The organism is Thiocapsa rosea (genome assembly GCF_003634315.1).
In the GTDB taxonomy this organism is placed as follows: Bacteria; Pseudomonadota; Gammaproteobacteria; order Chromatiales; family Chromatiaceae; genus Thiocapsa; species Thiocapsa rosea.
Genome location: NZ_RBXL01000001.1, coordinates 3,419,287 through 3,439,381 on the forward strand (window position 1 = coordinate 3,419,287; position 20,095 = coordinate 3,439,381).

Here is a 20,095-nt window from a genome sequence, read left to right on the forward strand (position 1 = left end):
CAGGAGCCCCGTAGCTTGGATCGCAGGGTGGCGGGAGACCAAGACTCTGAAGCCGATCGACAGCACCTTCCTTGGGGAGGTGGCGAGTCACCAGGCCGTAACAACAGTGAACGCAATGATGGCCTCGACAATGCGTAGCTCCGAAGGCCGAGCCTGCAACCGTGGGGCGAAGGCAGCATGGCGGGTCGAAATCTGACCGAGACGATCCGACCACTTCGGCGGGGTGAGTAGCGACGGCATGGTGGCAAGGGCACGCTAAGCAACTGGAGAAGCCCGTCTCGCCCCGGGGCGAAATCCCCGGAGCAAGGTAGGTCTTATAACCGGCGACACCGGGAAGTGGACCGAAGGCGAGCGGGTGGCGGATGGGCGCGTAGTAGCGCTGAAGCGGGGTAATGTCCGTGGAGCGAAGGCGCCCTACTGTTGGCAATCCTTGAACAAGATGGGAGGCAGGGGCGAGATGACAACGACGCCCATCGATCTGCAAGACCTGAGGAAGAGGATCTACATCAAGGCGAAGGCTGAACCGGCCTGGCGCTTCTGGGGACTCTACGTCCACGTGTGCAAAGAGGAGACCCTGCACGCGGCCTATGCGATGGCGAAAGCGAACAACGGTGCCCCCGGCAGTGACGGGGTGACGTTCGCGGCCATCGAGGCGGCTGGCGTGGAGGCGTTTCTGAAAGGCATCCGGGATGAGCTGGTCATCGGAACCTACCGACCGCAACCGAATCGCCGCCGGGAGATTCCCAAGGGAGACGGGCGCATGCGCGTCCTGGGGATTCCCTGCATTCGCGATCGCGTGGTCCAGGGGGCGCTCAAGCTGATTCTGGAGCCGATCTTCGAGGCTGACTTCCAGGATGGAAGCTATGGATACCGACCCAAGCGCACGGCGCATCAAGCCGTGCAGCGCGTGGCCGAGGCCATTGTGAGCAACAAGACCTATGTGATTGATGTGGACCTGGCGTCTTACTTCGACACGGTTCGTCACGATCTCCTCTTGGGGAAGGTGGCGGAGCGGGTCCGCGATGATCAGGTCTTGGGCTTGCTCAAGCGTATCCTCAAGGCCAGTGGCAAGCGGGGCGTTCCGCAAGGCGGTGTGATCTCACCCCTGCTCAGTAACCTCTACCTCAACGAGGTCGACCGGATGCTGGAGCGGGCCAAGGAGGTCACCCGCAACGGACGCTATACCTATATCGAGTATGCCCGTTATGCCGATGACCTGGTGATCTTGGTCGATGGGTATCGCCGGTGGAACTGGCTCAAGGACGCGGCCTGGCGACGCTTGGTCGAGGAGTTGGCCAAGCTCGATGTGCAACTCAATCAAGACAAGACACGACGGCTGGACCTGAGCCGGGGAGGGGCATTCAGCTTCCCTGGGCTTTGACTTCCGCCGGGCCAAGACTCGGCGCGGGGTCTGGGGCGCGCGTTACACGCCACGGATGAAGGCGCGTACCGCGATCCTACAACGCCTCAAGGACGTGTTCCGCCGCTACCGCTCGCAGCCGATCGATCGGGTGATCGCCTTGATCAATCCGATCCTCAGGGGGTGGGTAGGCTACTTTCGGGTGGGGCACTCCAGTCGCTGTTTCGGGTATGTCCAAGATTGGGTGGAGAAGAAGATTCGGCGCCATCTGATGCGCGCGCGGCAGCGTCAGGGCTTTGGCTGGAAGAGGTGGAGTAGGACGTGGCTATACGAGGTGCTCGGGCTCTACGACGGGTACCGAATCGGGCTGCGTAAGCCGAAAGCGCTCCCAGTGCAAGCGGTCTCATAACCCTGGATGTGAAGTCGGCAGGAAAGCCCGGTGCCGGAAAACGGCACGCCGGGTTTGACGTGGCGGGGGCTGGAAACGTGATCATGGGAGCCGGACTGAGGGCCAGCGCGAAAGCGCTGGAGGATCCACCGGACCCTAACCTCGGCGCGCCAGTTCTCGACCCTACCGGAGGGAGGGGAGGCGTGAGCCTTCCCTACCCTATAGCTACGGTGCTGACGGCCGAGGTGATCTCATGCCGCCGGTTCTTACTCTTATTCTCGTGACACCGCTCCGCGGTGTCACGCATCCCTTGGCGCTCCGCGCCACGTGCTACGCAGATCGACCATGCGTTGACACGCAGGAGTCAGTAGTGGTAACGCAGCTGTGCCAGGAGGAGGGCGTTTTCCTCGACCTTGTAGACGAGACGGTGCTCGTCGTTGATGCGTCGTGACCAATAGCCGGCCAAACCGTGCTTGAGCGGCTCGGGTTTGCCCAAGCCATCGAAGGGCGCACGCTGGATGTCGCCGATGAGCCTGTTGATCCGAATGAGCATCTTGCGATCGGCACCCTGCCAGTAGAGATAGTCTTCCCATGCGCGCTCGGAGAAGATGAGCCTCATTCCACGAGCGCTCGCTCGGTTCCGCCGCCGGCTTCGAGCTCCGCAATCGATTCCAAGAGGCGGCGTGCATTGGTCGGGCTGCGTAAGAGGTAAGCGGTTTCCTCGAGGGCCTCGAAGTCTTCCAACGACATCATGACCACCGAGCGAGAGTTTTTCCGGGTGACAATGATCGGTGCGTGGTCGTCGCAGACCCGTTCCATCGTCTCGGCCAGCCTGCGTCGGATCTCGGTATAGGTCATGGTATTCATCGGATTGCCTCTCTCTACTGTACAGATAACTGTACGGCGAGAGGCCATATGATGCAACGACGACGCAGGCTGTAAGGCTAGCGCCGACCTTACCGACTCGGAAGAGCGCCGGCCGGCGCGGTTCCAGTGTTCTAATAGCGACCGGACCAACCGGCGCCCCGCTGCGCTGCCCAAAAGGGACGAAGGCATGCCCGATTATCTGAAACCCCTGTTCAACCGCCGTTTACTGGCCGACGCACTGCGCGAGCTGCCGCCGACGTTGGATGAAACCCGGAGAGCAATCGCCTTGGGCTGGGCCACCGGTGCCGCGAACGGCACCCTGCTTGGCCAAAAGGAAAAACCCCTGCAAGGCCAATTCCTGAGCGAGGTGATGGACCGCCTGCTCGGCTTTCGCCAGCTCGTCGGCTCCGACGGCACGCATCACATGGAGCCCGAGACCAGCTCCAAGACGGTGAAGGGCTATCGACCGCCGGACGCACGCCTCGGCTGGTTCGGGTCCGCCGTGGATCTCACCCGCGCGGTCTTGGAGCTGAAGGCACCCGGCGCGGATCTGGACACCAAGCAGGGCGCGGGCTACGGCAAGCTCACGCCGGTGGAGCAGGCGTTCGGCTATGCCGCCAAGGTGGACGGCTGCCGCTGGGTCATTGTCTGCAATTTTATCGAGCTGCGTCTGTATCGCACCGATCGCGGGCAGGGTTACTGCCAGCGCTTCTGGTTTGCCGATCTGGTCGATCCCGAGCGGCTCGACGTCTTCCTTTTCCTGCTCGGTCGCGAGACCCTGCTCGGCGCCGATCCCGCCGCACCGAGTCCGGTCGAACGTCTGGCCAGCCACACGCACGTGGCCGAGGAGCGGATCACCAAAGCCTTCTATGTCTTCTATCGGGATCTGCGGCTCGATCTCTTCTATCGGCTTCGCGCCGACAACCCGGCGCCTCTGTCCGAGTCGGCCGAGTCACATGCCGTGCAGCTTCTGGAGCAGGCCCAAAAGCTGCTGGACCGTTGTCTCTTCATCTGCTTTTGCGAGGATATCGGACTGCTGCCGGCCAAGGTGCTGAACAGCGCCTTGACCGTCAAGACCGAAGGTTTTGTCAGCGTCTCGCGCTGGCAGCAGCTCTGCGGTCTCTTCGATGCCATGGATAAGGGCCTGCCGGCGATGCAGATCAACGCCTACAACGGCGGTCTCTTCGACAAGGACGCCGCGCTCGATGCCCTGGTGGTGGCCGATGCCGCGCTCGACGGCATCCGTGCGCTTTCGGACTACGACTTCGAGACCGATCTGAATGTCAACATCCTGGGCCACATCTTCGAGCAGTCGATCACCGACCTGGAATCCATCCGCGCCGAGATTCGCGGCGAGGCCGACGACCGGCAGCGCTCGCGACGCAAGCGCGACGGCATCTTCTACACCCCGGATCTCATCACCCGCTTCATGGTCGCGCGCACCATCGGCGGTTGGCTGGCCGAGCATCATGCGCAGATCGAGGCCCGCCATCGCACCGGCAAGCCCGGACCCCTGTCCAACGAGACCCGTCTGAAGATCTGGGTGGATCATCTCGAGGTCCTGCGGCGCATCAAGGTGCTGGATCCGGCGTGTGGATCGGGTGCCTTCCTGGTCGCCGCCTTCGAGTATCTGATCGGCGAGTACGAGCGGGTCAACCGCACGATCGCCGAGCTGACGGGCGCGCCCGGACAGCTCGGCCTGTTCGATCTCGACCGCCAGATCCTGCAGGACAACCTGTTCGGGGTCGACCTCAACCCCGAGTCGGTCGAGATCACCAAGCTGAGTCTCTGGCTCAAGACCGCCCGACGCGACAAGCCGCTCAACAATCTCGACGCCAACATCCGCTGCGGCAACTCGCTCGTCGAGCCGCCCGACGCCCCGGCTGGCACCCCGGCCGATCAGGCGCTCGTCGATGCCTTCGCCGCGCTTCCGCCCGATCGCCGTGCCTTCGATTGGCGCGCTGCCTTCCCGGCGGTCTTCGCGCAGGGCGGCTTCGATGTCGTCATCGGCAACCCGCCCTATGTGCGCCAGGAGGCTCTGGGTCCGCTTAAACCCTATCTCGCCCGACGCTATGCCAGCTATCACGGCGTCGCCGATCTCTATGTCTATTTCTACGAGCGCGGTCTGGAGCTGCTCGCGCCCCGTGGCACGCTCAGCTACATCGTCACCAACAAATGGCTGCGTGCCGGTTACGGCGAGCCGCTGCGCCGACTCTTCAGCGAGCGCGCTGTGCTGGAGGAGATCCTGGACTTCGGCCATGCACCCATCTTCGAGGACGCCGACACCTTCCCCTGCATCATCGTCGTTCGGCCGCGATCCGCGGCATCAGACAACTGTGCGGATAACGGGGCGCACGACAGCGCGGACGTCGCGCCGCCGACCGCAGCGGACCCGCCCGAGCCGCCGATGGTGAGCGTCTGCCCGGTCCCGCGTGACCGCTCCACCGAGCTGTCGCTGCAGCACTATTTCCACGAGCACGCCTATCCGGTGCCCTGGAGCCGTTACGGTGCCGGCCCTTGGAGCCTGGAGTCACCGGAGGTCGAGACCCTGATGGAACGGCTACGCGAGCGTGGTGTGCCGCTGGCCGATTTTGTCGGTTGCAAGCCGATGTACGGCATCAAGACCGGGTTCAACGAGGCGTTCCTGATCGACGAGGCGACCCGCGCGGATCTGATCGGCGCGGATCCCGCCTGCGCCGAGATCATCAAGCCCGCAACCAAACCCGCGAGCTGCTCAACTGGCTGCGCCACGAATTCGCCGTCGAGAAACCGGGCCAACAGCTCGAAGACTTCGCCCGACTGACCGGCGACGCCTTCGCCGCCGAGGTCCGCAAGCGTCGCCCCAAGGGCGCGCCCCGTCTGACGCCCGCCGCGATCGGCGAGCTGACCGACACCCACGTCCGCTATGCGAGCCCCATGCAGCAGCGTGCCGCCGAGATCCGCGCCCTCGAACGCCGTCTCTCCGACCTGGTGAATCAGGCTTATCGCCTGAGCGACGACGAGATCGCGCTCATCCGGCGCACCGCACCGCCGCGCATGCCGGGCGACTAAAGGACGCTTGCGGAAATCTTATATATTTCTTATTTTATGGACATGAACACAATCCAATGGACCTGCAAGGCAGCCCGACAACTGCGTAAGATCAAGGATAAGTCCGCCCGTCAGCGGATCTTCGCCGAGGTGCAGTTACTCGCGACGTTTCCGGATTGTGTCAACGTCAAAAAGCTCACCAATCACGTCTATCCGTACCGACTTCGCATCGGCGACTATCGTGTTTTTTTTGAGTTCGACGGCGCCGTCCGTATCGTCCTGATCGAGGAGGTCAAGAAACGCAATGAACGCACCTACTGACTTGCAGATCATCAAAGGGCCTGACGGGCAACCGGCCTTTGTCGTTCTGCCCTATGACGAGTATGTGCGGCACTATGCGCGCGCACATGAGCTGATTCCAAACGAGGTCGTGGGTTACATCATTCGTGATGAGATGACCCCGGCTCGCGCCTGGCGCGAGTACCTTGGCCTTACGCAAGCCGACGTTGCCGCGCGTGCCGGTATGACGCAAGCAGCCCTCTCGCAAATCGAATCCGGCGCTCACAAGGCCCGTAAGGCAACCAAGGCCAAGCTCGCCGCAGCGCTCGGGATCACCGTCGAGCAGATGACATAGGCAATGGGCGCGGACGCGTCCTGTCCGAGGTGACCTCCACTTGGCGGCCCGCAACTCTAGCGCCGGCCGCACCGATTCAGGCATGATTGCGGGCCGCCCGGGGATTGCCGCGCCTTGCTCGCGGCCTGCCTGTGGCGCATTTGACCGGCCGAGCCGGTCTTCACGGATGCTTTGGTGTCGCAGCCCCAACTCAAGGGTGTCTCCGATCCGGGATCCCCATCACTGATGTAAACCGCCTGACGGTCGATCGGCCTGCTGGAGCGGTTTTGGAGGTATTCACCATGGTTGCAGGCCTCGACGAGAAGCTGGAGCCGATCTTTCAGGATGTCTTGCGCCGCAATCCGGGCGAGACCGAGTTCCACCAGGCGGTGCGCGAGGTGCTCGAGACCCTCGGCCCGGTGCTGGTCAAGTATCCGGAACTGGCGGATCAGAAGATCATCCAGCGCATCTGCGAGCCGGAGCGTCAGATCATCTTCCGCGTGCCCTGGCAGGACGACCGCGGTCAGATCCAGATCAACCGCGCCTTCCGGGTCGAGTTCAACAGCGCGCTCGGCCCCTACAAGGGCGGCATGCGGTTCCACCCCTCGGTCTATCTGGGGATCATCAAGTTCCTCGGCTTCGAGCAGATCTTCAAGAACGCGCTCACCGGTCTGCCGATCGGCGGTGGCAAGGGCGGCAGCGACTTCGACCCCAAGGGTAAGTCCGACGCCGAGATCATGCGCTTCTGCCAAAGCCTCATGACCGAGCTGTACCGCCACATTGGCGAGCACACCGACGTTCCGGCGGGCGATATCGGTGTCGGCGGGCGCGAGATCGGCTATCTGTTCGGCCAGTACAAGCGCATCACCAACCGCTACGAGTCCGGCGTTTTGACCGGTAAGGGCCTCGCCTGGGGGGGCAGCCGTGCGCGCACCGAGGCGACGGGCTATGGCGCCATCTTCTTCTTGGAGGAGATGCTCAAGGTCCGCGGTGACTCGATCGAGGGCAAGACCTGCATCGTCTCGGGCTCGGGGAACGTCGCCATCTATGCGATCGAGAAGGCGCAAGCGCTTGGCGCAAGGGTCATTGCCTGCTCGGACTCCAACGGCGTCGTGGTCGACCGAGACGGGATCGATCTGGCCCTGCTCAAGCAGATCAAGGAGGTCGAGCGTCGTCGTCTCAGTGCCTACGTGCAGGAGAAGACCGGCGCGACCTATCTCGAGGACGGCTGTATCTGGAACGTCCCCTGCGAGGTGGCGCTGCCCTGTGCAACCCAGAACGAGCTGACCGCGAAGGATGCCCAGATGTTGGTCAAGAACGGCTGTATCGCGGTCGCCGAAGGCGCCAACATGCCGACCACACCCGAGGGAATCCATGTCCTCATGGACGCCGGCGTCGCCTTCGGACCCGGCAAGGCGGCCAACGCCGGCGGCGTGGCCACGAGCGCCTTGGAGATGCAGCAGAACGCCAGCCGCGACTCCTGGAGCTTCGAGCACACCGAGCAGCGGCTTAAAGAGATCATGGTGAACATCCATCGCAACTGCTACGAGACCAGCGAGGAGTTCGACTCGAAGGGCAACTATGTGGTCGGTGCGAACATCGCCGGCTTCCTGAAGGTCGGCCACGCGATGGCGGCGTTGGGGTTGGTTTAAACCTCGCCCGGAGCGGTATGCGATGTTTTTGGATGGGATCGGCCGCGGAAGACTTGACGGCCGGTGGAGTTGGCTCGGTTTAAGATATCGGAAAATATATCATTTTAAACCGCGTCCCCGCTAAGGGCCGTGGAAGCACGAGACGTCGAGCTCACTCGAAAATAAGCATCTCGCTCTGGACGCGGTTCAGCGCCGTAGGGTGGACAAGCGACAGCGCAGTCCACCGAACCCCGCTCCGGCGCTGGTGGACTGCGCTGTCGCTTGTCCTACCGGCTGGTCCAACGATCAAGGCCGTTTTGAACGCGGGCGCTCGGGCCAACCGCGGGCCGAAGATCTCGTCGGTCTCGATGATGTCGGTGAACCTGTCCGGTCGTTGGCTCGGGAGTCATGCCCCGCCGGGGGCATCGGCCGGTGATGACGACGGTCGATCACTCCAGCATTCGAATCAAGATCTCGTGCCACTCTGCAACATCGATTTCACCCAGCTTTCCGGCGAGCCGACGCTTGTCCACGCATCGAATCTGGTCGAGCAGGATGCGCGCGGGTCGGCCGTTGAACAGGAGCTCCGGCCGGCATCCAAGTGGCTGACCTTTCGAGGTGATGGGGGCGACGATGACCCGAGGCAGTGCGGCATTCATGTCGTCCGGCGAGACGACCAAGGCCGGCCGCGTCTTCTTGATCTCCGTCCCGAGGGTGGGATCGAGATTGACCCAATAGACGTCGCCCCGCCTGATGCCTTCGGCGTTCCTCACCATTCCCAATCTCCGCTATCGGAGTCGGGCGGCAGTCCATCCCAGGCGTCCGGATCGTTTTCGGGTCGATAGCCGTCGAACCAGCCCGCGCGAGTCTGGCTGACGGGCTCGATGACGATCCGAGTCCCTTCAAGTCGCAGCTCGATCTCGTCCCGGATGCCGCACTCGGCCAAGAGTGCCGCAGGGATCAGCACGCCCCGGGAATTCCCGATCTTTCTCAATGTGGTTCGCATGATCTGATCCTGGATGTAATAACTTGGTGAGTACATCTCAATCGGTCGCCATGATCAAGAGGCAAGACCGTTCCGCCGAGCTCGGCCCTCAGCCCGCCGCCTGATAACACACCAATCGCTGGCACAAGACATCCGCGACCACGCGCAGACCGGTGTCGCGCGCATCGAGCCAGGTGAGGGCTGCCGCGACGGCGTCGTCCGGGGGGTCTTCCAGATCGAGCGGGAGTCGAGTGGATGCCGGCAGGGCGCTCAGCCAGGCGGGGTTGTAGCTGGCCTCGCCGAGATGCGGGAAGAGGGCGACGTAGGCGATCTGGGATTCGACGAGATCCTGGAAGAAGTGCGAGCCGAAGGAGAGGTCCGGCACCATGCCGTCGCCGAGCTCGGCGACCTCGGCGATGACGGCGACCAGGCTGATGTCGGAGAAGCGGATGGGCACGCCGAGCTCGGGTGAGCTGGTGCCCCAACGGCCGGGTCCGATCAGCAGGGTAGGGCAGTCGTCGCGATCGGCGATGCGGCGATTGAGCTGTCCGACCAAGCGGGCGACGGCGAATTTCTGTACCGTGGTCAGGGCGCTGTAGCGCGGGCCGTCGACGTGGATGATGCGGGCGATCGGCTGGTCGATGTTGCCGCCCATGAAATGGCCGTCGGCTGCGAAGAAGAGGCGTCGGCTCGGCACCGCGACCGGGAGCTCGACACGTTGGTTGAGACCGAGGGTCTGCAGCGGTCGGCACTGGACGAGACTGAAGGACGGGGTGCCGTCGTCGGCGAGATGCAGGGTGAATTCGACGTCGATCGGGTAGGCGTAGGCGGCTTCAAGGGTCTGGAGCAGATGCTGCATCAGGTCGACGAATGCGGTCTCGCGCAGGAGTGGCGTGAAGGTGATGCGCCAGACGGGGTCGCCGCCGGTGCGCTCGCGTGCGCGTTGCGTTGCTTCGCGGTCGAGCTCGGCGCACCAGCGCAGCGGCAGCTCCGGGTCGCTTGTGAGGTGTCTCACGGCGAGCGAGCGTAACCGGTTGTCCGAGATATCGAGGACGTCGATGTCGTGCTGGGAGAAGCGCACGGCATCGTCGCGATCGCGGAAGGGACGTTTGTGGGGCTGATCCAAGGCCACTACGCAGGCGTGATCGCCCTCGATGCGGTCGACCGCGCGTGTGCCGAGACCCATCACCAGGCGGACCATGCCGGCAGTCGGGTCCATCGACTCCTCCCAGACGAAGGTGTTACGCGACACGCCTACGCCGGCGGCGTCCGGGAAGTAGTAGCGCCCGTGATAGCGCCCGCAGACACGTTGCAGGAGAAGCGCCATCGGCTCTTCGAGGTCGGCCAACCCGCGTTGGCGCCGGTAGGTGAGGGCGTCCTCGCTCATGGTGCTGGCGAAGACGCGGCAGATCGCCTCTTCGAGCTGGGCGAGCCGTTGCTCGGGCGAGCCTTGGTTGACGAGGAAGAGGCTCTCGTATTTGCCGGCAAAGGCGTTGCCGAAGCCGTCTTCGAGCAGGCTGCTCGAGCGCACCAGGATCGGATACTGCCCGAAATAGTCGAGCATCCGTTCGAGCTCCGAGCGGACCTCTTCCGGAAGCCGGCCGCGCAGCATGTCCTCGCGCAGCGACTGGGCCTCGGTGAAATAGCCCGCCTCGGTGCGCTGGCGCATGATTCTGGGCCACCAGCCGTTGTGCACCAGGTACGAATAGTAGACATCGGACCCGAGAAAGAAGGAGTCGTGCGGCTCCAGATGACGTTCCCAGCGCTCGGGGTCGTCCTGCAACAGGATGCGGCGTGCGAGCAGCATCCCGACCGCCTTGCCGCCGATGTAGCCGCTGCCGATCATGCGTGCCCGGATCTCGATGAGATCCTGGAGGCCGAGATAGCGGCGCGCGAGCGCGACGATGCGCTCGTCCCGGCTGATCAGGACGTGATAGAGCTGCTCCAGAACCGTGCGGCGTCGCTCGCCGTCGGCGTCGTGATTTAGGACCTCGGCGGCATCGAGAAAGAGCCGATCCCAGTAGTCGAGCTGGCGCTGGGTGGTCTCGCCTTTGCGGCGTTCGAGGTCCGCATGGAGCCGGGTCGCGTCGCTGCTGTCGACCACCGGGCGAAACGCCTCGCCTTGGTGGATATGCGGCAGGAACATGGTCGGCGAGTGGCGCTCCCAGACCTTGACGGGTTGCACGTAGCAGCCGGTCTCGGCGCGTCTGACATCGATCAGGACCTGCGTCGTCTCGCGGATGCGCGCCATCGTGGTGTAGCAGTGGCTGCGCGAGAGTAGGCCGAAATAGGCGACCGTATCCAGTTGATAGAGGTAGGGACAGATGACCTGGAAGAGATTGCCGACCATCAGGTCGGTGGCCCAGGCCGAGAGCAGATCGGAGAGACAGTCGAAGACGTAGAAGGCGCCGCGGCCGTAGTCCGTGATCAAGCGGTGGACGTGGCAGGTGAATGCCTCGAAGCCGCGCAAGGCGTCGATCGAGACGATCTTGATGCCCGGCCCCGGCGCGACCAGCGGCGCATGTCGGCCGAAGCGCAGATAGATGATGGAGCGCTCGCCCGCGACGGCTTGGGCGACGAAGGGGTCGACGAAGCCGCGGTAGTCCTCGACGTCGTCGATACGCCAGACGACATTGTCGCCGATGCGCAGGCCGTCGAGGACGGTGTCCAGTCCGGCAAGTCCGGTCGAGACGCGCTCGGCGTCGGCTGCCGCGCCGGGATCCGTCGCGTCCGGCAGCGGGTTGGGCTCGGACGCGCGGACCTGACCGGCGGAGATCGTCGGCTCGGTCAACCCGCGGCCGTCTGCTCGCGCGCCATGACGATCAGGTCATCGGCGATGGCAAGCATTTCGGGGAAGCCTTTGGCCTGCTGACCGACCACGATGTACCGACCGCCGACGGTGATCATGGGCACGGCATCGACGCGATAGCGCTCCACGAGGGTGTCGCTGCGTTTGATCTGGGTCTCGACCGCGAACGAATTGAACAAGGGCTCGAAGGTCGCGACGTCCACGCCCTTGCTTGCGACCCAGGCGAGCACGTCTTTCTCGGTGAAGAGCTTGGTCCGGTCGTGATGCAGCGCCACGAAGACCTCTTGGTTGAGTCGATCCAGGTCGCCGCTGTATTCCAGCGCGTAGAAAAGTCGCGCGAGGTTGGTCCAGGCGGCCCGACCGAAGGTGACCGGAACCTGGCGGAAGGTGACGTCCTCCGGCAGCTTGGCGGCCCAGGGCTTGATGACCGGGTTCAGATCCATGCAATGCGGGCAGCCGTAGGAGAAGAACTCCAGGACCTCGATCTTGTCGGGCGCGGATCCCGGCTGCGGCGGCGAGACGGCGCGCCAGTCGCGGCCCTCGACCAGGTTGGCGGCGACGGTATGCAGCGGGAGCATTGCGGCACCGAGGGCGCCGATCATGGTTTGGGTGAAGCGACGGCGGGTGAAGGCCATGGTGGATCTCCGGTCGGGATGAACGAGGTGGTGATTCGATAGGATTAAACCGCGCCCAGCGCGGTACGCGATGGTCTTGGATGGGATCGGCCCCGGTGGATTTGACGACCGCTGGAGCCGGCGCGGTTTAAGTGTCGATTTGGCCGGTGATGATATGTCCCCGGCGCCGTCTGTGTCAGTACCGTCCGCGTGTCTGTCGGGGTTGTGCCGAGCCGAGCGAGGCACAACTTCCCCGCGCGCGGTGCTTCCGAACGACGACCCGACGCGTCTGTCGTTGCGTTGGAGGCTCGGGCCGCTGCTGGCGGTGTTGTGCTTCCTATCGTCAGCGCAACCTACGGCGTCGGCGCAAACTATGGGTTCTTGCCGCAAAACGCGCTCGCCCTTGGGCCGCGCGGTGAGGTTGCTTCGCCCGACGGCAGGGGTGCCTCCTGATCCGCGAGCCAGGCGGCGATGTCGGCGCGTACGCGCGCTCCTTGGCGGTCGCGCGGCAGCATGTGCCAACCCTGCTCATAGAGAACGAATGTCAGACCCGGATCCGTGCCGGGTAGTTTCGCCAGAAATCGGCAGAATGCATTCTTGGGGATGATCTCGTCCTGTTCGCCGTAGAGCAGCAGGGCAGGGGTCTGCAGATGGCGCGCTGCGGCTTGTGCCCGGTCCATCAGGTCGGTGATGCCCCACAGGGCATCGATGCGGGTTGCCTTGATGACGAGCGGGTCCTTGCCCATGGCCTGCAGCATCTCGATATGATCGGACGGACTGATGCGGATCCCCTCGCCGGTCAGCTTCAGCCAGGGCAGGGTGCGCACGGCCCCGTCCAGGGCGAGGCGTTGATACCAGGGCATGGTGTCGCGCGACCAGACGGCGGGGGCGATCAGGATCAATCCGTCGACCGGCAGCGGCCCCTGCGCCGTTGCGGTCAGGACGACGGCACCGCCCATGCTCTCGCCCGCGACATAGAGACGGGCATCGGGATGGCGCGCACGCAGCAGATCGACCAGGTTGCGCAGATCCGCGGCAAGCCGGTCGCTGCCGTGCCAGCGACCGGGCAAGGCGGCGGCGCCGAAACCGCGCTGGTCGACCGCGTAGGTGGTGATCCCCGCGGCGGCAAGCTCGCGGCCCAGGGGGGCGAAGGCGTTCGCGTAGTCGTTGAAGCCGTGCAGTCCGAGCACAACCATTCGCGGAGGCTCGGCGCCGCTCCAGACGCGCAGGGGCAGACGATAACCGTCGTCCATCCGCGCAGCGTCGACACCGAGGCCGGGCGACCCTTTACTCGTGTCGGGGGATTCGACGATGTTCGGGGAGGCGCAGGACGTGAGCATGAGAACAATGATCAGGGCGGAGAGCGCATTGGTCCAGGGCGGGCCCGAGATGACTTTCGGCAGTGTCGTCGTGGCGAAGGATAGGATCCCGGCCGGGCTCGGCCCGCCGCGCCTGGGACGAAGCGCGTATACTGCGCCGCTGTGAATATCCTGCTCGAAGCCCATGATCTCGTCCGGCTCTATCCTGGTGTGCGCGCCGTGGATGGTATCGGTTTTCTTGTCGAAGCCGGTCAGTGTTTCGGACTCTTGGGACCGAACGGGGCCGGAAAGACGACGACCTTGGAGATGCTGGAGGGGATCCAGACCCCGACCTCGGGCACCGTACTGTATCGTGGTCGGCCGCTCGACCGCGCCTATCGCGAATCCGTCGGCATCCAGTTTCAGGCGACCGCGCTGCAGGATTTTCAGACGGTGCGCGAGTCGCTGACCATGTTCGCCAGCCTCTACCGGCGCACCGCGGACCGCGACGAGCTCATCCGGCTCTGCAATCTCGCGGAGATCCTGGATCGGGATACGCGCAAGCTCTCGGGTGGTCAGCGTCAGCGGCTGCTCTTGGCGATCGCCTTGGTCAACGATCCTGACCTGGTGTTTCTCGACGAGCCGACAACGGGTCTGGATCCGCAGTCCAGGCGTAATTTCTGGGGTCTGATCGAGACGGTGCGTCGGCGCGGCAAGACGATCGTGCTGACCACACATTATATGGAAGAGGCCGAGCGGCTCTGCGATCGGATCGCGATCGTCGACCACGGGCGGATTATCGCCGAGGGTCAGCCTGCGCGTTTGGTTCGGGATCATTTTCCGGCAACCGTGATTCGCCTGCCCGAGTCCGCGTGGCCCGTCGGGGCTGCGCTTCCACCGACCGCGGAGCGACGCGACGGGACCATCGAGCTTTTTGCCGAGGAGGTTCCGCCGATGTTGGCCGAGATCGAGCGTGTGGGGGCCGATCTAACGAATCTGCGGGTGGCGACGCCGAATCTTGAAGACCTCTTTTTGAAACTGACCGGACATGATCTGCGCTCTTAAACCGTGCCCGGCGCGGTACGCGATGTTTTTGGGATTGGATCGGCCTGGGCAGACTTCATAGTCGCTGGAGGATGCGCGGTTTAAGATATTGAAAAAGATATTATTATAAGCCGCGTCCCCGCCAAAGATCGTGAATACACCAATTGTCGATCTCACTCGATAATGCGCGTCTCGTACTGGACGTGGTTTAGGCCCGTGGGGCTCGGGCTTACTCGATCCCTCGGTCTCGATCGTACGGCCTCGATCCTGCGGATTCTCGTCCAAACACCCGGAACATCTCATGTGGCGCCGTATCCTGACCATCCTCGTCGCGCGTAACCGCGAGTTCTATCGCGATCGGGCCGGCCTGTCGTGGAACATCCTGATGCCGATCCTGATGGTGCTGGCCTTTGCCTTCATCTTCACCGATACGTCGCGCGATGTCTTCAAGGTCGGCGTGATCGCGGACGGCGCCGAATTACCGGTTGCGGCCTTCCCGTTCCTTCAGACCCGCCACATCCAATTCATTCCGGTGACGGATCCGGCGGCGGCGATCGCCAAGGTGGAACGCCACCAGTTGGATCTTCTGGTGGATCCGAGCGAGACGTCGCGCTATTGGGTCAACTCGGATTCGGCCAACGGCTATCTCGTCGAGCGTCTCTTGTTGGGCGCGCAAGGCATCGGCGCTCGAACGACCATCGATCCGGGCGAATCCGCGCGGGCGACCCCGCAGCGGATGACCGTGACCGGTGCGGCCCTGCGCTATGTCGACTGGGTGCTGCCCGGCGTGCTGGCCATGAACATCATGTTCTCCAGTCTCTGGGGTGTCGGCTGGGTAATCGTGCGCTACCGAAAGAACGGCGTGCTGCGTCGCCTGAAGGCAACGCCGCTGAGTCCTTGGGAGTTTCTCACCGCGCAGGTGTTCTCGCGTTTGCTGGTGGTTCTGGGGGCGAGCCTGGTGGTCTATATCGGCGCCAGTCTTCTGCTGGACTTCCCGATGCACGGCTCCTACCTGGCGCTGCTGCTGGTCTATGTGGCCGGTGCGCTCTGTCTGATCAGCCTCGGACTGATTGTCTCGTCACGCCTGCGCACGGAGGAGGTCGCGGACGGTCTGCTCAACCTCATCTCCTGGCCGATGCTGCTGCTCTCGGGGGTGTGGTTTTCGATGGAGGGGGCCAGCGGCGCGGCCCAGATCCTGTCCCGGTTCCTGCCGCTGACCCATGTCGTCGAAGGTGCTCGGGCCGTCATGATCGACGGCGCCGGTGTGGTTCAGGTCCTTCCCCAGATTGGCCTGCTGGCCGGACTCGCACTCCTCTTCCTGACCCTCGCGGCCTGGATGTTTCGTTGGGAGTGAGTGGGATGGATGCGGTCGTATCAGGAGCCGCGCGACTTCGGGACGCTCAGCACCTCGACCTCGACCCTCGCTAGACCCTTCCTGATCATCCCTAGCTCGCGTGCGGCGCTGCGGGAGAGATCGATGATTCGGCCCTTCACGAAGGGGCCGCGGTCGTTGACCTTCACGACGATGCTCTTGCCGGTCTTGGTGTCCGTCACCCGGACCTTGCTGCCGAGTGGGAGCGTCTTGTGTGCTGCACTGGGGATGTTCTTGTTGTAGATCGCCCCGCTTGCGGTCTTCCGACCATGGAGGCTGTCGTGATAGTAGGAGGCGATGCCCTTCTGAGCGTGCCCCGGTTTGACGCGTGCCTCGGCATTCGGGCCCGAGACAAGAAGAAACACCCCGAGCGAGGCGAAGATCAGCGTTTTGTTCATAAGCAAGACCGTTTTTGCAATCGGCCGGCGGGCGCCGTAGGCGGCGCATTTGGATGCCGGTCAGTTGATAACTTGGCGAGGAGTATAAGGGAAATCACGTATAGGGTAAACCCTATATCGGGAAAACCCGGATCTCTGGTCCGATGCCAGTCTAAGGTGAGGGGAGGGGTGAAAGGTGAAAGGTGAAAGGTGAGGGCTAAGCTCATTTCCGGGAATCGTCATCCCGACAGCGAGTGCCTGGAGGGCATCGAGTCCCTGAAGCCGTCAGTCTTGAGCAAACCCTCGCAGAATTTGTCGTTGTCGTTGTCGTTGTCGTAATCGTAATCGGATTCCGAACGAACACGACAACGAGTCAATCCTTCGACCAATTTTCCTGGTTGCGGCTCTGCCGGTGGATCCTTTTCCGGAAATCACCAAGGCGATTTCCGGGAATCAACATCTCAACGGCGTAGACGATCGGCCGGAAGTGACGCCAACGGTCGCCGCTTCGCGACGCTGCTTCCGGCCGATCGGATGTGCGGCGCCGTTAGCCTTGGGCGAACCGTCGAAGCATTTTTTGGTGTCGTCCGGAATCCGATTACGACAACGACAACGACAACGACAACGACAACGACAACGACAACGACAACGACAACGACAACGACAACGACAACGACAGCGACAACGACAACGACCACGAGTAGGGGTGCCAGTCGTGTCGGGTCTCGCGAGGCGCAACCATCCGCCTACGGTAGTTGTGCTTCCGATCGTCAGCACAACTGATTACGGGTATGGAGTTTCCCGGAAATCACATGACCCATCAAAAACGTGTCAAGCCCCCGCCGCAAACGTCCGACCTACGGACCCTGCTCGACACGGGCTGTCGATCCCTCGCCTGTCATCACCGGCATCGGCCCCACCAGGCTCGCGGGCAATGTCTTGGCCGCGCTGATCAACGACACGGCAACGGCGGCCAGGTACGGGATCGACTGGACGATCAGGACAGCCACCCAGACCCGGACATCCAGCATGAAGGCATCGTCCCGGAGCATGATGAGGCCGGCCGCGAGCCAGAAGGCGATGACGAAAAGACCTTCTTCTCGCGCATCGGCCAGGGCGCGGATGAAGGCCGGTGCCTGCGCGAGCTTGGGGGTTCTGAAGAAGCCGAGCCTTCCCGAGACGAAGCCGCCGAACATGGCGCGGGCGATCGTGTGCGAGAGTGCCAGTCCGGCCAAGCCGGCAGCGAAGCTCTGACGCAGGGTCGCGGTGACCCGGCGCCGATAGAGCAGGAAACTCTTCGACATCTTGAAGCCGAACAAGACCAAGGGCACCAAGGCGACGGTCATGTAAGGCGGCGTCACCTGGAGCGGAAACATCACCATGGCCACCGACCAGGCGAGTGCCGCGAAATTGAACAGGAGATTGAAGCCGTCCGCGAACCAAGGCAGCCAGCCGGCGACGAAGTGATAGCGTTGGCCCGCCGAGAGTGTGGTCTTGCGGATCCCCAACAGCTCGCGGCGATGGTGCTTGAGGGTGCGCACCGCTCCGTAGGCCCAGCGATAGCGCTGTTTCTTGAAGTCGGCGAAGGTGTCCGGCATCAGGCCGCGTCCGTAGGTGCAGGGGATATAGAGCGCCTTGTGACCCTCCTCGAAGACACGCAGTCCGAGCTCGGCGTCTTCCGTGATGCACCACTCCGCCCAACCGCCGACCGCGTCGAGCGTCGGGCGGCGGATCATGGTCATGGTGCCGTGCTGGATGATGGCGTTGCGCTCGTTGCGGGTGACCATGCCGATGTGGAAGAAGCCCCGATACTCGGCCATGCACATCGCCTTGAAGGCGTTCTGATCGGCGTCGCGATAGTCCTGCGGGGCCTGCACGATGGCGACCTCGGGGTCTTGGAAGGCGGGGACCAGGTGTCTCAACCAGAGCGGCTGCACGATATAGTCCGCGTCGATGACGGCGATGACTTCGGCGCGCGGGTCGGTCTCGCGCAGTGCATAGTTGAGTGCGCCGGCTTTGTAGCCCGCGAGCGGATCCACATGGAAGAACCGGAAGCGTTCGCCGACGGTATCGTTGAGATGCCGGCAATGCGCCTCGACCGGCTTCCAGACGGCGGGGTCCTTGGTATTGTTGTCGATGACCAAGACTTCGTAGCCCGGATAGTCCAACGCCGCCAAGGCGTCCAACGTCTCGATCAAGAGCTCGGGCGGCTCGTTGTAGGCGGGCACGTGGACGGAGACGAACGGAAGTTCCTCGTCGGGCACCGCGCGCAAGGGGAACGGCCGCCGCCATCGGCGCAGCCACAGCGCCTCCGCCCATTCGTGCGTCTCGGCCATGATCAGGACGATGACGCCGACCCCGCCCACGAGGAGCAGGATACCGACGATGGCCGTGGCCGGCGTCATGTAAAGCCTTGTATAGTCGTAGACGATCCAGACCGCCGCGGTCGAGATGGCATACATCACCAGGGCGAGGAAGCCTTTACCCTTGCTCGACAGGCTCGCGCTGTCGCGGTAGAGAAACGCCAGGAGGAGCACTGCCATCACCACGGAGAGTCCGGCAAGCTCCTGCCAGTGCGGGATGCGTACGACGGGTTGGGTGAAGACGAACTTGGGCTCGCGATCGGTGTTGTAGACGCCCCAGTAGGCGCCGGTGGCCCCTTCGAGCTTGGTTTTCCAGGTCTGGTCGAAGGCCTCCATCACATAGTAGACGTAGCCCGCCTGCTCGGCGTGCGCCAGAAAACGGCGCAGGAATCGCGTTTGATTCGTCAGCGATGCCTCGGCCCCCCGATTGCGTCGGCCGTTGCTCGGCCAGCCGACCTCTCCGATGATCACCTCTTTGTTCGGAAAAGCTTTCTTGACCTCGTCGTAGCGGCTGACCGCATAGGCGACGGCCTGTTCGATCGGGACACCTTCCCAATAGGGCAGCAGGTGGATGGTGATGAAGTCGACATGATCCGCAAGCTCCGGATATTTCAGCCAGACATGCCACGGTTCGGCCGTGCTCACGGGTAGCCAGGTCATCGCGCGGACCCGGTCCAAGTATTCGGTCAGCTCTGAGACCGAAACGTCCTCGCGCAGGATCGCCTCGTTGCCGACCATGATGCGTACCAGGTTCCGATAACCTTTGCTCAAGATCTCGCCGAAGCGTGCGAGCTCGATGTCGTTGGCCTCCGGATCCGATCCGATCCAAGCGCCGAGGGTGACATTCAGACCGCGCGCTGCGGCTAAGCGCGGGATCGCCGAGAGTGTGCTTTCGACCGAATAGGTGCGCACGGCATGGACGGTTCCCTGTAGAAGGGCCAGGTCTTCGTCGATCTCCTCGGTGGTCGGGAAGTTCTGGAGTGCCGGATCGTTGTGCGCACGCATCGGTGCGAACGAGAAGCCTTGGATACGATTCGGCCACGGCGGCTCGTCCGCCGGCCGGTTGAGCAAGGCCCACGCGGCAACCGTTAGGAGGGCGATCAGAATCGGGATGAGGAAGTTGCTTGAATATCTCACGGGCGCTCGGACGGCTTGGGCATGGCCGGATCGCGCGCTGCCGAGCAGAGAGTGCACGGGGCGGCGAACCTGGGGATTGGGGGCGGCACGACCTGATTCCTTGGAAAACAAGCTGTTTCAGTTCGGGCTCGGGGCCGAACAGCATGCGGAAGCGCACATCGGCAATGTCGCGATTCGACTTCGCAACCCTGAAATGATATCGCGATT

Annotated in this window: 18 protein-coding genes; 9 read left to right on the top strand and 9 right to left on the bottom strand. The window is 63.5% G+C overall.

Features of this window, described 5'->3' with window-relative positions; all coding sequences use genetic code 11:
* Nucleotides 1-457: 457 nt before the first annotated feature.
* Nucleotides 458-1,381, top strand: a complete 924-nt coding sequence (locus BDD21_RS15390; protein WP_211335073.1) for a reverse transcriptase domain-containing protein — start codon at nt 458-460, stop codon at nt 1,379-1,381.
* Between the two features lie 55 nt (nt 1,382-1,436).
* Nucleotides 1,437-1,769 carry a group II intron maturase-specific domain-containing protein gene (locus tag BDD21_RS28315; protein WP_211335074.1) on the top strand — a complete coding sequence of 111 codons (333 nt, stop codon included), beginning with the start codon at nt 1,437-1,439 and terminating at the stop codon, nt 1,767-1,769.
* A 343-nt stretch (nt 1,770-2,112) separates the two neighbouring features.
* Here BDD21_RS28315 and BDD21_RS15395 read toward each other — a convergent pair whose 3' ends face one another.
* The gene (locus BDD21_RS15395) at nt 2,113-2,367 is read right to left on the bottom strand and encodes a Txe/YoeB family addiction module toxin (protein WP_120797889.1); all 255 of its coding nucleotides are present in this window, start codon (nt 2,365-2,367) and stop codon (nt 2,113-2,115) included.
* Complete coding sequence (locus tag BDD21_RS15400) at nt 2,364-2,615, bottom strand: type II toxin-antitoxin system Phd/YefM family antitoxin (RefSeq protein WP_120797890.1); 252 nt, start codon at nt 2,613-2,615, stop codon at nt 2,364-2,366. Before BDD21_RS15400 ends, BDD21_RS15395 begins: the two co-directional genes overlap by 4 nt.
* A gap of 187 nt (nt 2,616-2,802) precedes the next feature.
* On the opposite strand from BDD21_RS15400, the gene BDD21_RS15405 reads away from it, so the two are divergent.
* The 5 genes from BDD21_RS15405 to gdhA all read left to right on the top strand — a co-directional run bounded on the left by BDD21_RS15405 (nt 2,803) and on the right by gdhA (nt 7,910).
* Nucleotides 2,803-5,418, top strand: coding sequence for an Eco57I restriction-modification methylase domain-containing protein (locus tag BDD21_RS15405; protein ID WP_245969634.1), 2,616 nt, complete (start codon nt 2,803-2,805; stop codon nt 5,416-5,418).
* 113 nt (nt 5,419-5,531) lie between these two features.
* Nucleotides 5,532-5,666, top strand: coding sequence for a hypothetical protein (locus BDD21_RS29060; protein WP_281269160.1), 135 nt, complete (start codon nt 5,532-5,534; stop codon nt 5,664-5,666).
* A gap of 42 nt (nt 5,667-5,708) precedes the next feature.
* Entirely contained in the window at nt 5,709-5,966 is a 258-nt protein-coding gene (locus BDD21_RS15410) for a type II toxin-antitoxin system RelE family toxin (RefSeq protein WP_120799956.1), read from the top strand.
* Nucleotides 5,950-6,279 carry a helix-turn-helix domain-containing protein gene (locus BDD21_RS15415; protein ID WP_093190989.1) on the top strand — a complete coding sequence of 110 codons (330 nt, stop codon included), beginning with the start codon at nt 5,950-5,952 and terminating at the stop codon, nt 6,277-6,279. Before BDD21_RS15410 ends, BDD21_RS15415 begins: the two co-directional genes overlap by 17 nt.
* A 281-nt stretch (nt 6,280-6,560) precedes the next feature.
* Nucleotides 6,561-7,910, top strand: coding sequence for an NADP-specific glutamate dehydrogenase (gene gdhA, locus BDD21_RS15420; RefSeq protein WP_120797891.1), 1,350 nt, complete (start codon nt 6,561-6,563; stop codon nt 7,908-7,910).
* Nucleotides 7,911-8,338: 428 nt separating this feature from the next.
* On the opposite strand, the gene BDD21_RS15425 is transcribed toward gdhA, so the two are convergent.
* The 5 genes from BDD21_RS15425 to BDD21_RS15445 form a co-directional block, all read right to left on the bottom strand.
* On the bottom strand, nt 8,339-8,665 hold the full coding sequence (locus BDD21_RS15425) for a type II toxin-antitoxin system PemK/MazF family toxin (RefSeq protein WP_120797892.1): 327 nt from the start codon (nt 8,663-8,665) through the stop codon (nt 8,339-8,341).
* Nucleotides 8,659-8,895, bottom strand: a complete 237-nt coding sequence (locus BDD21_RS15430; protein ID WP_093190999.1) for an AbrB/MazE/SpoVT family DNA-binding domain-containing protein — start codon at nt 8,893-8,895, stop codon at nt 8,659-8,661. Before BDD21_RS15430 ends, BDD21_RS15425 begins: the two co-directional genes overlap by 7 nt.
* Before the next feature lie 88 nt (nt 8,896-8,983).
* The gene (locus tag BDD21_RS15435) at nt 8,984-11,611 is read right to left on the bottom strand and encodes a PEP/pyruvate-binding domain-containing protein (RefSeq protein ID WP_120799957.1); all 2,628 of its coding nucleotides are present in this window, start codon (nt 11,609-11,611) and stop codon (nt 8,984-8,986) included.
* Between the two features lie 50 nt (nt 11,612-11,661).
* Nucleotides 11,662-12,318, bottom strand: a complete 657-nt coding sequence (locus BDD21_RS15440) for a thiol:disulfide interchange protein DsbA/DsbL (protein WP_120797893.1) — start codon at nt 12,316-12,318, stop codon at nt 11,662-11,664.
* Between the two features lie 350 nt (nt 12,319-12,668).
* Nucleotides 12,669-13,802 (bottom strand): alpha/beta hydrolase, encoded by a 1,134-nt coding sequence (locus tag BDD21_RS15445; RefSeq protein ID WP_245969636.1) that lies wholly within the window; start codon nt 13,800-13,802, stop codon nt 12,669-12,671.
* Between BDD21_RS15445 and BDD21_RS15450 the strand changes: the two genes are divergently transcribed.
* Both BDD21_RS15450 and BDD21_RS15455 read left to right on the top strand, forming a co-directional pair.
* Nucleotides 13,779-14,660, top strand: a complete 882-nt coding sequence (locus BDD21_RS15450; RefSeq protein ID WP_120797895.1) for an ABC transporter ATP-binding protein — start codon at nt 13,779-13,781, stop codon at nt 14,658-14,660. The two genes, BDD21_RS15445 and BDD21_RS15450, sit on opposite strands and share 24 nt — an antisense overlap.
* Before the next feature lie 280 nt (nt 14,661-14,940).
* Nucleotides 14,941-15,993: an ABC transporter permease gene (locus BDD21_RS15455; RefSeq protein ID WP_120797896.1), complete on the top strand. Its 1,053-nt coding sequence runs from the start codon at nt 14,941-14,943 to the stop codon at nt 15,991-15,993.
* A 20-nt stretch (nt 15,994-16,013) separates the two neighbouring features.
* Here BDD21_RS15455 and BDD21_RS15460 read toward each other — a convergent pair whose 3' ends face one another.
* Both BDD21_RS15460 and BDD21_RS15470 read right to left on the bottom strand, forming a co-directional pair.
* Nucleotides 16,014-16,409, bottom strand: a complete 396-nt coding sequence (locus tag BDD21_RS15460) for a septal ring lytic transglycosylase RlpA family protein (RefSeq protein ID WP_120797897.1) — start codon at nt 16,407-16,409, stop codon at nt 16,014-16,016.
* 836 nt (nt 16,410-17,245) lie between these two features.
* Complete coding sequence (locus tag BDD21_RS15470; protein ID WP_120797898.1) at nt 17,246-19,888, bottom strand: glycosyltransferase; 2,643 nt, start codon at nt 19,886-19,888, stop codon at nt 17,246-17,248.
* Nucleotides 19,889-20,095 lie beyond the last annotated feature (207 nt).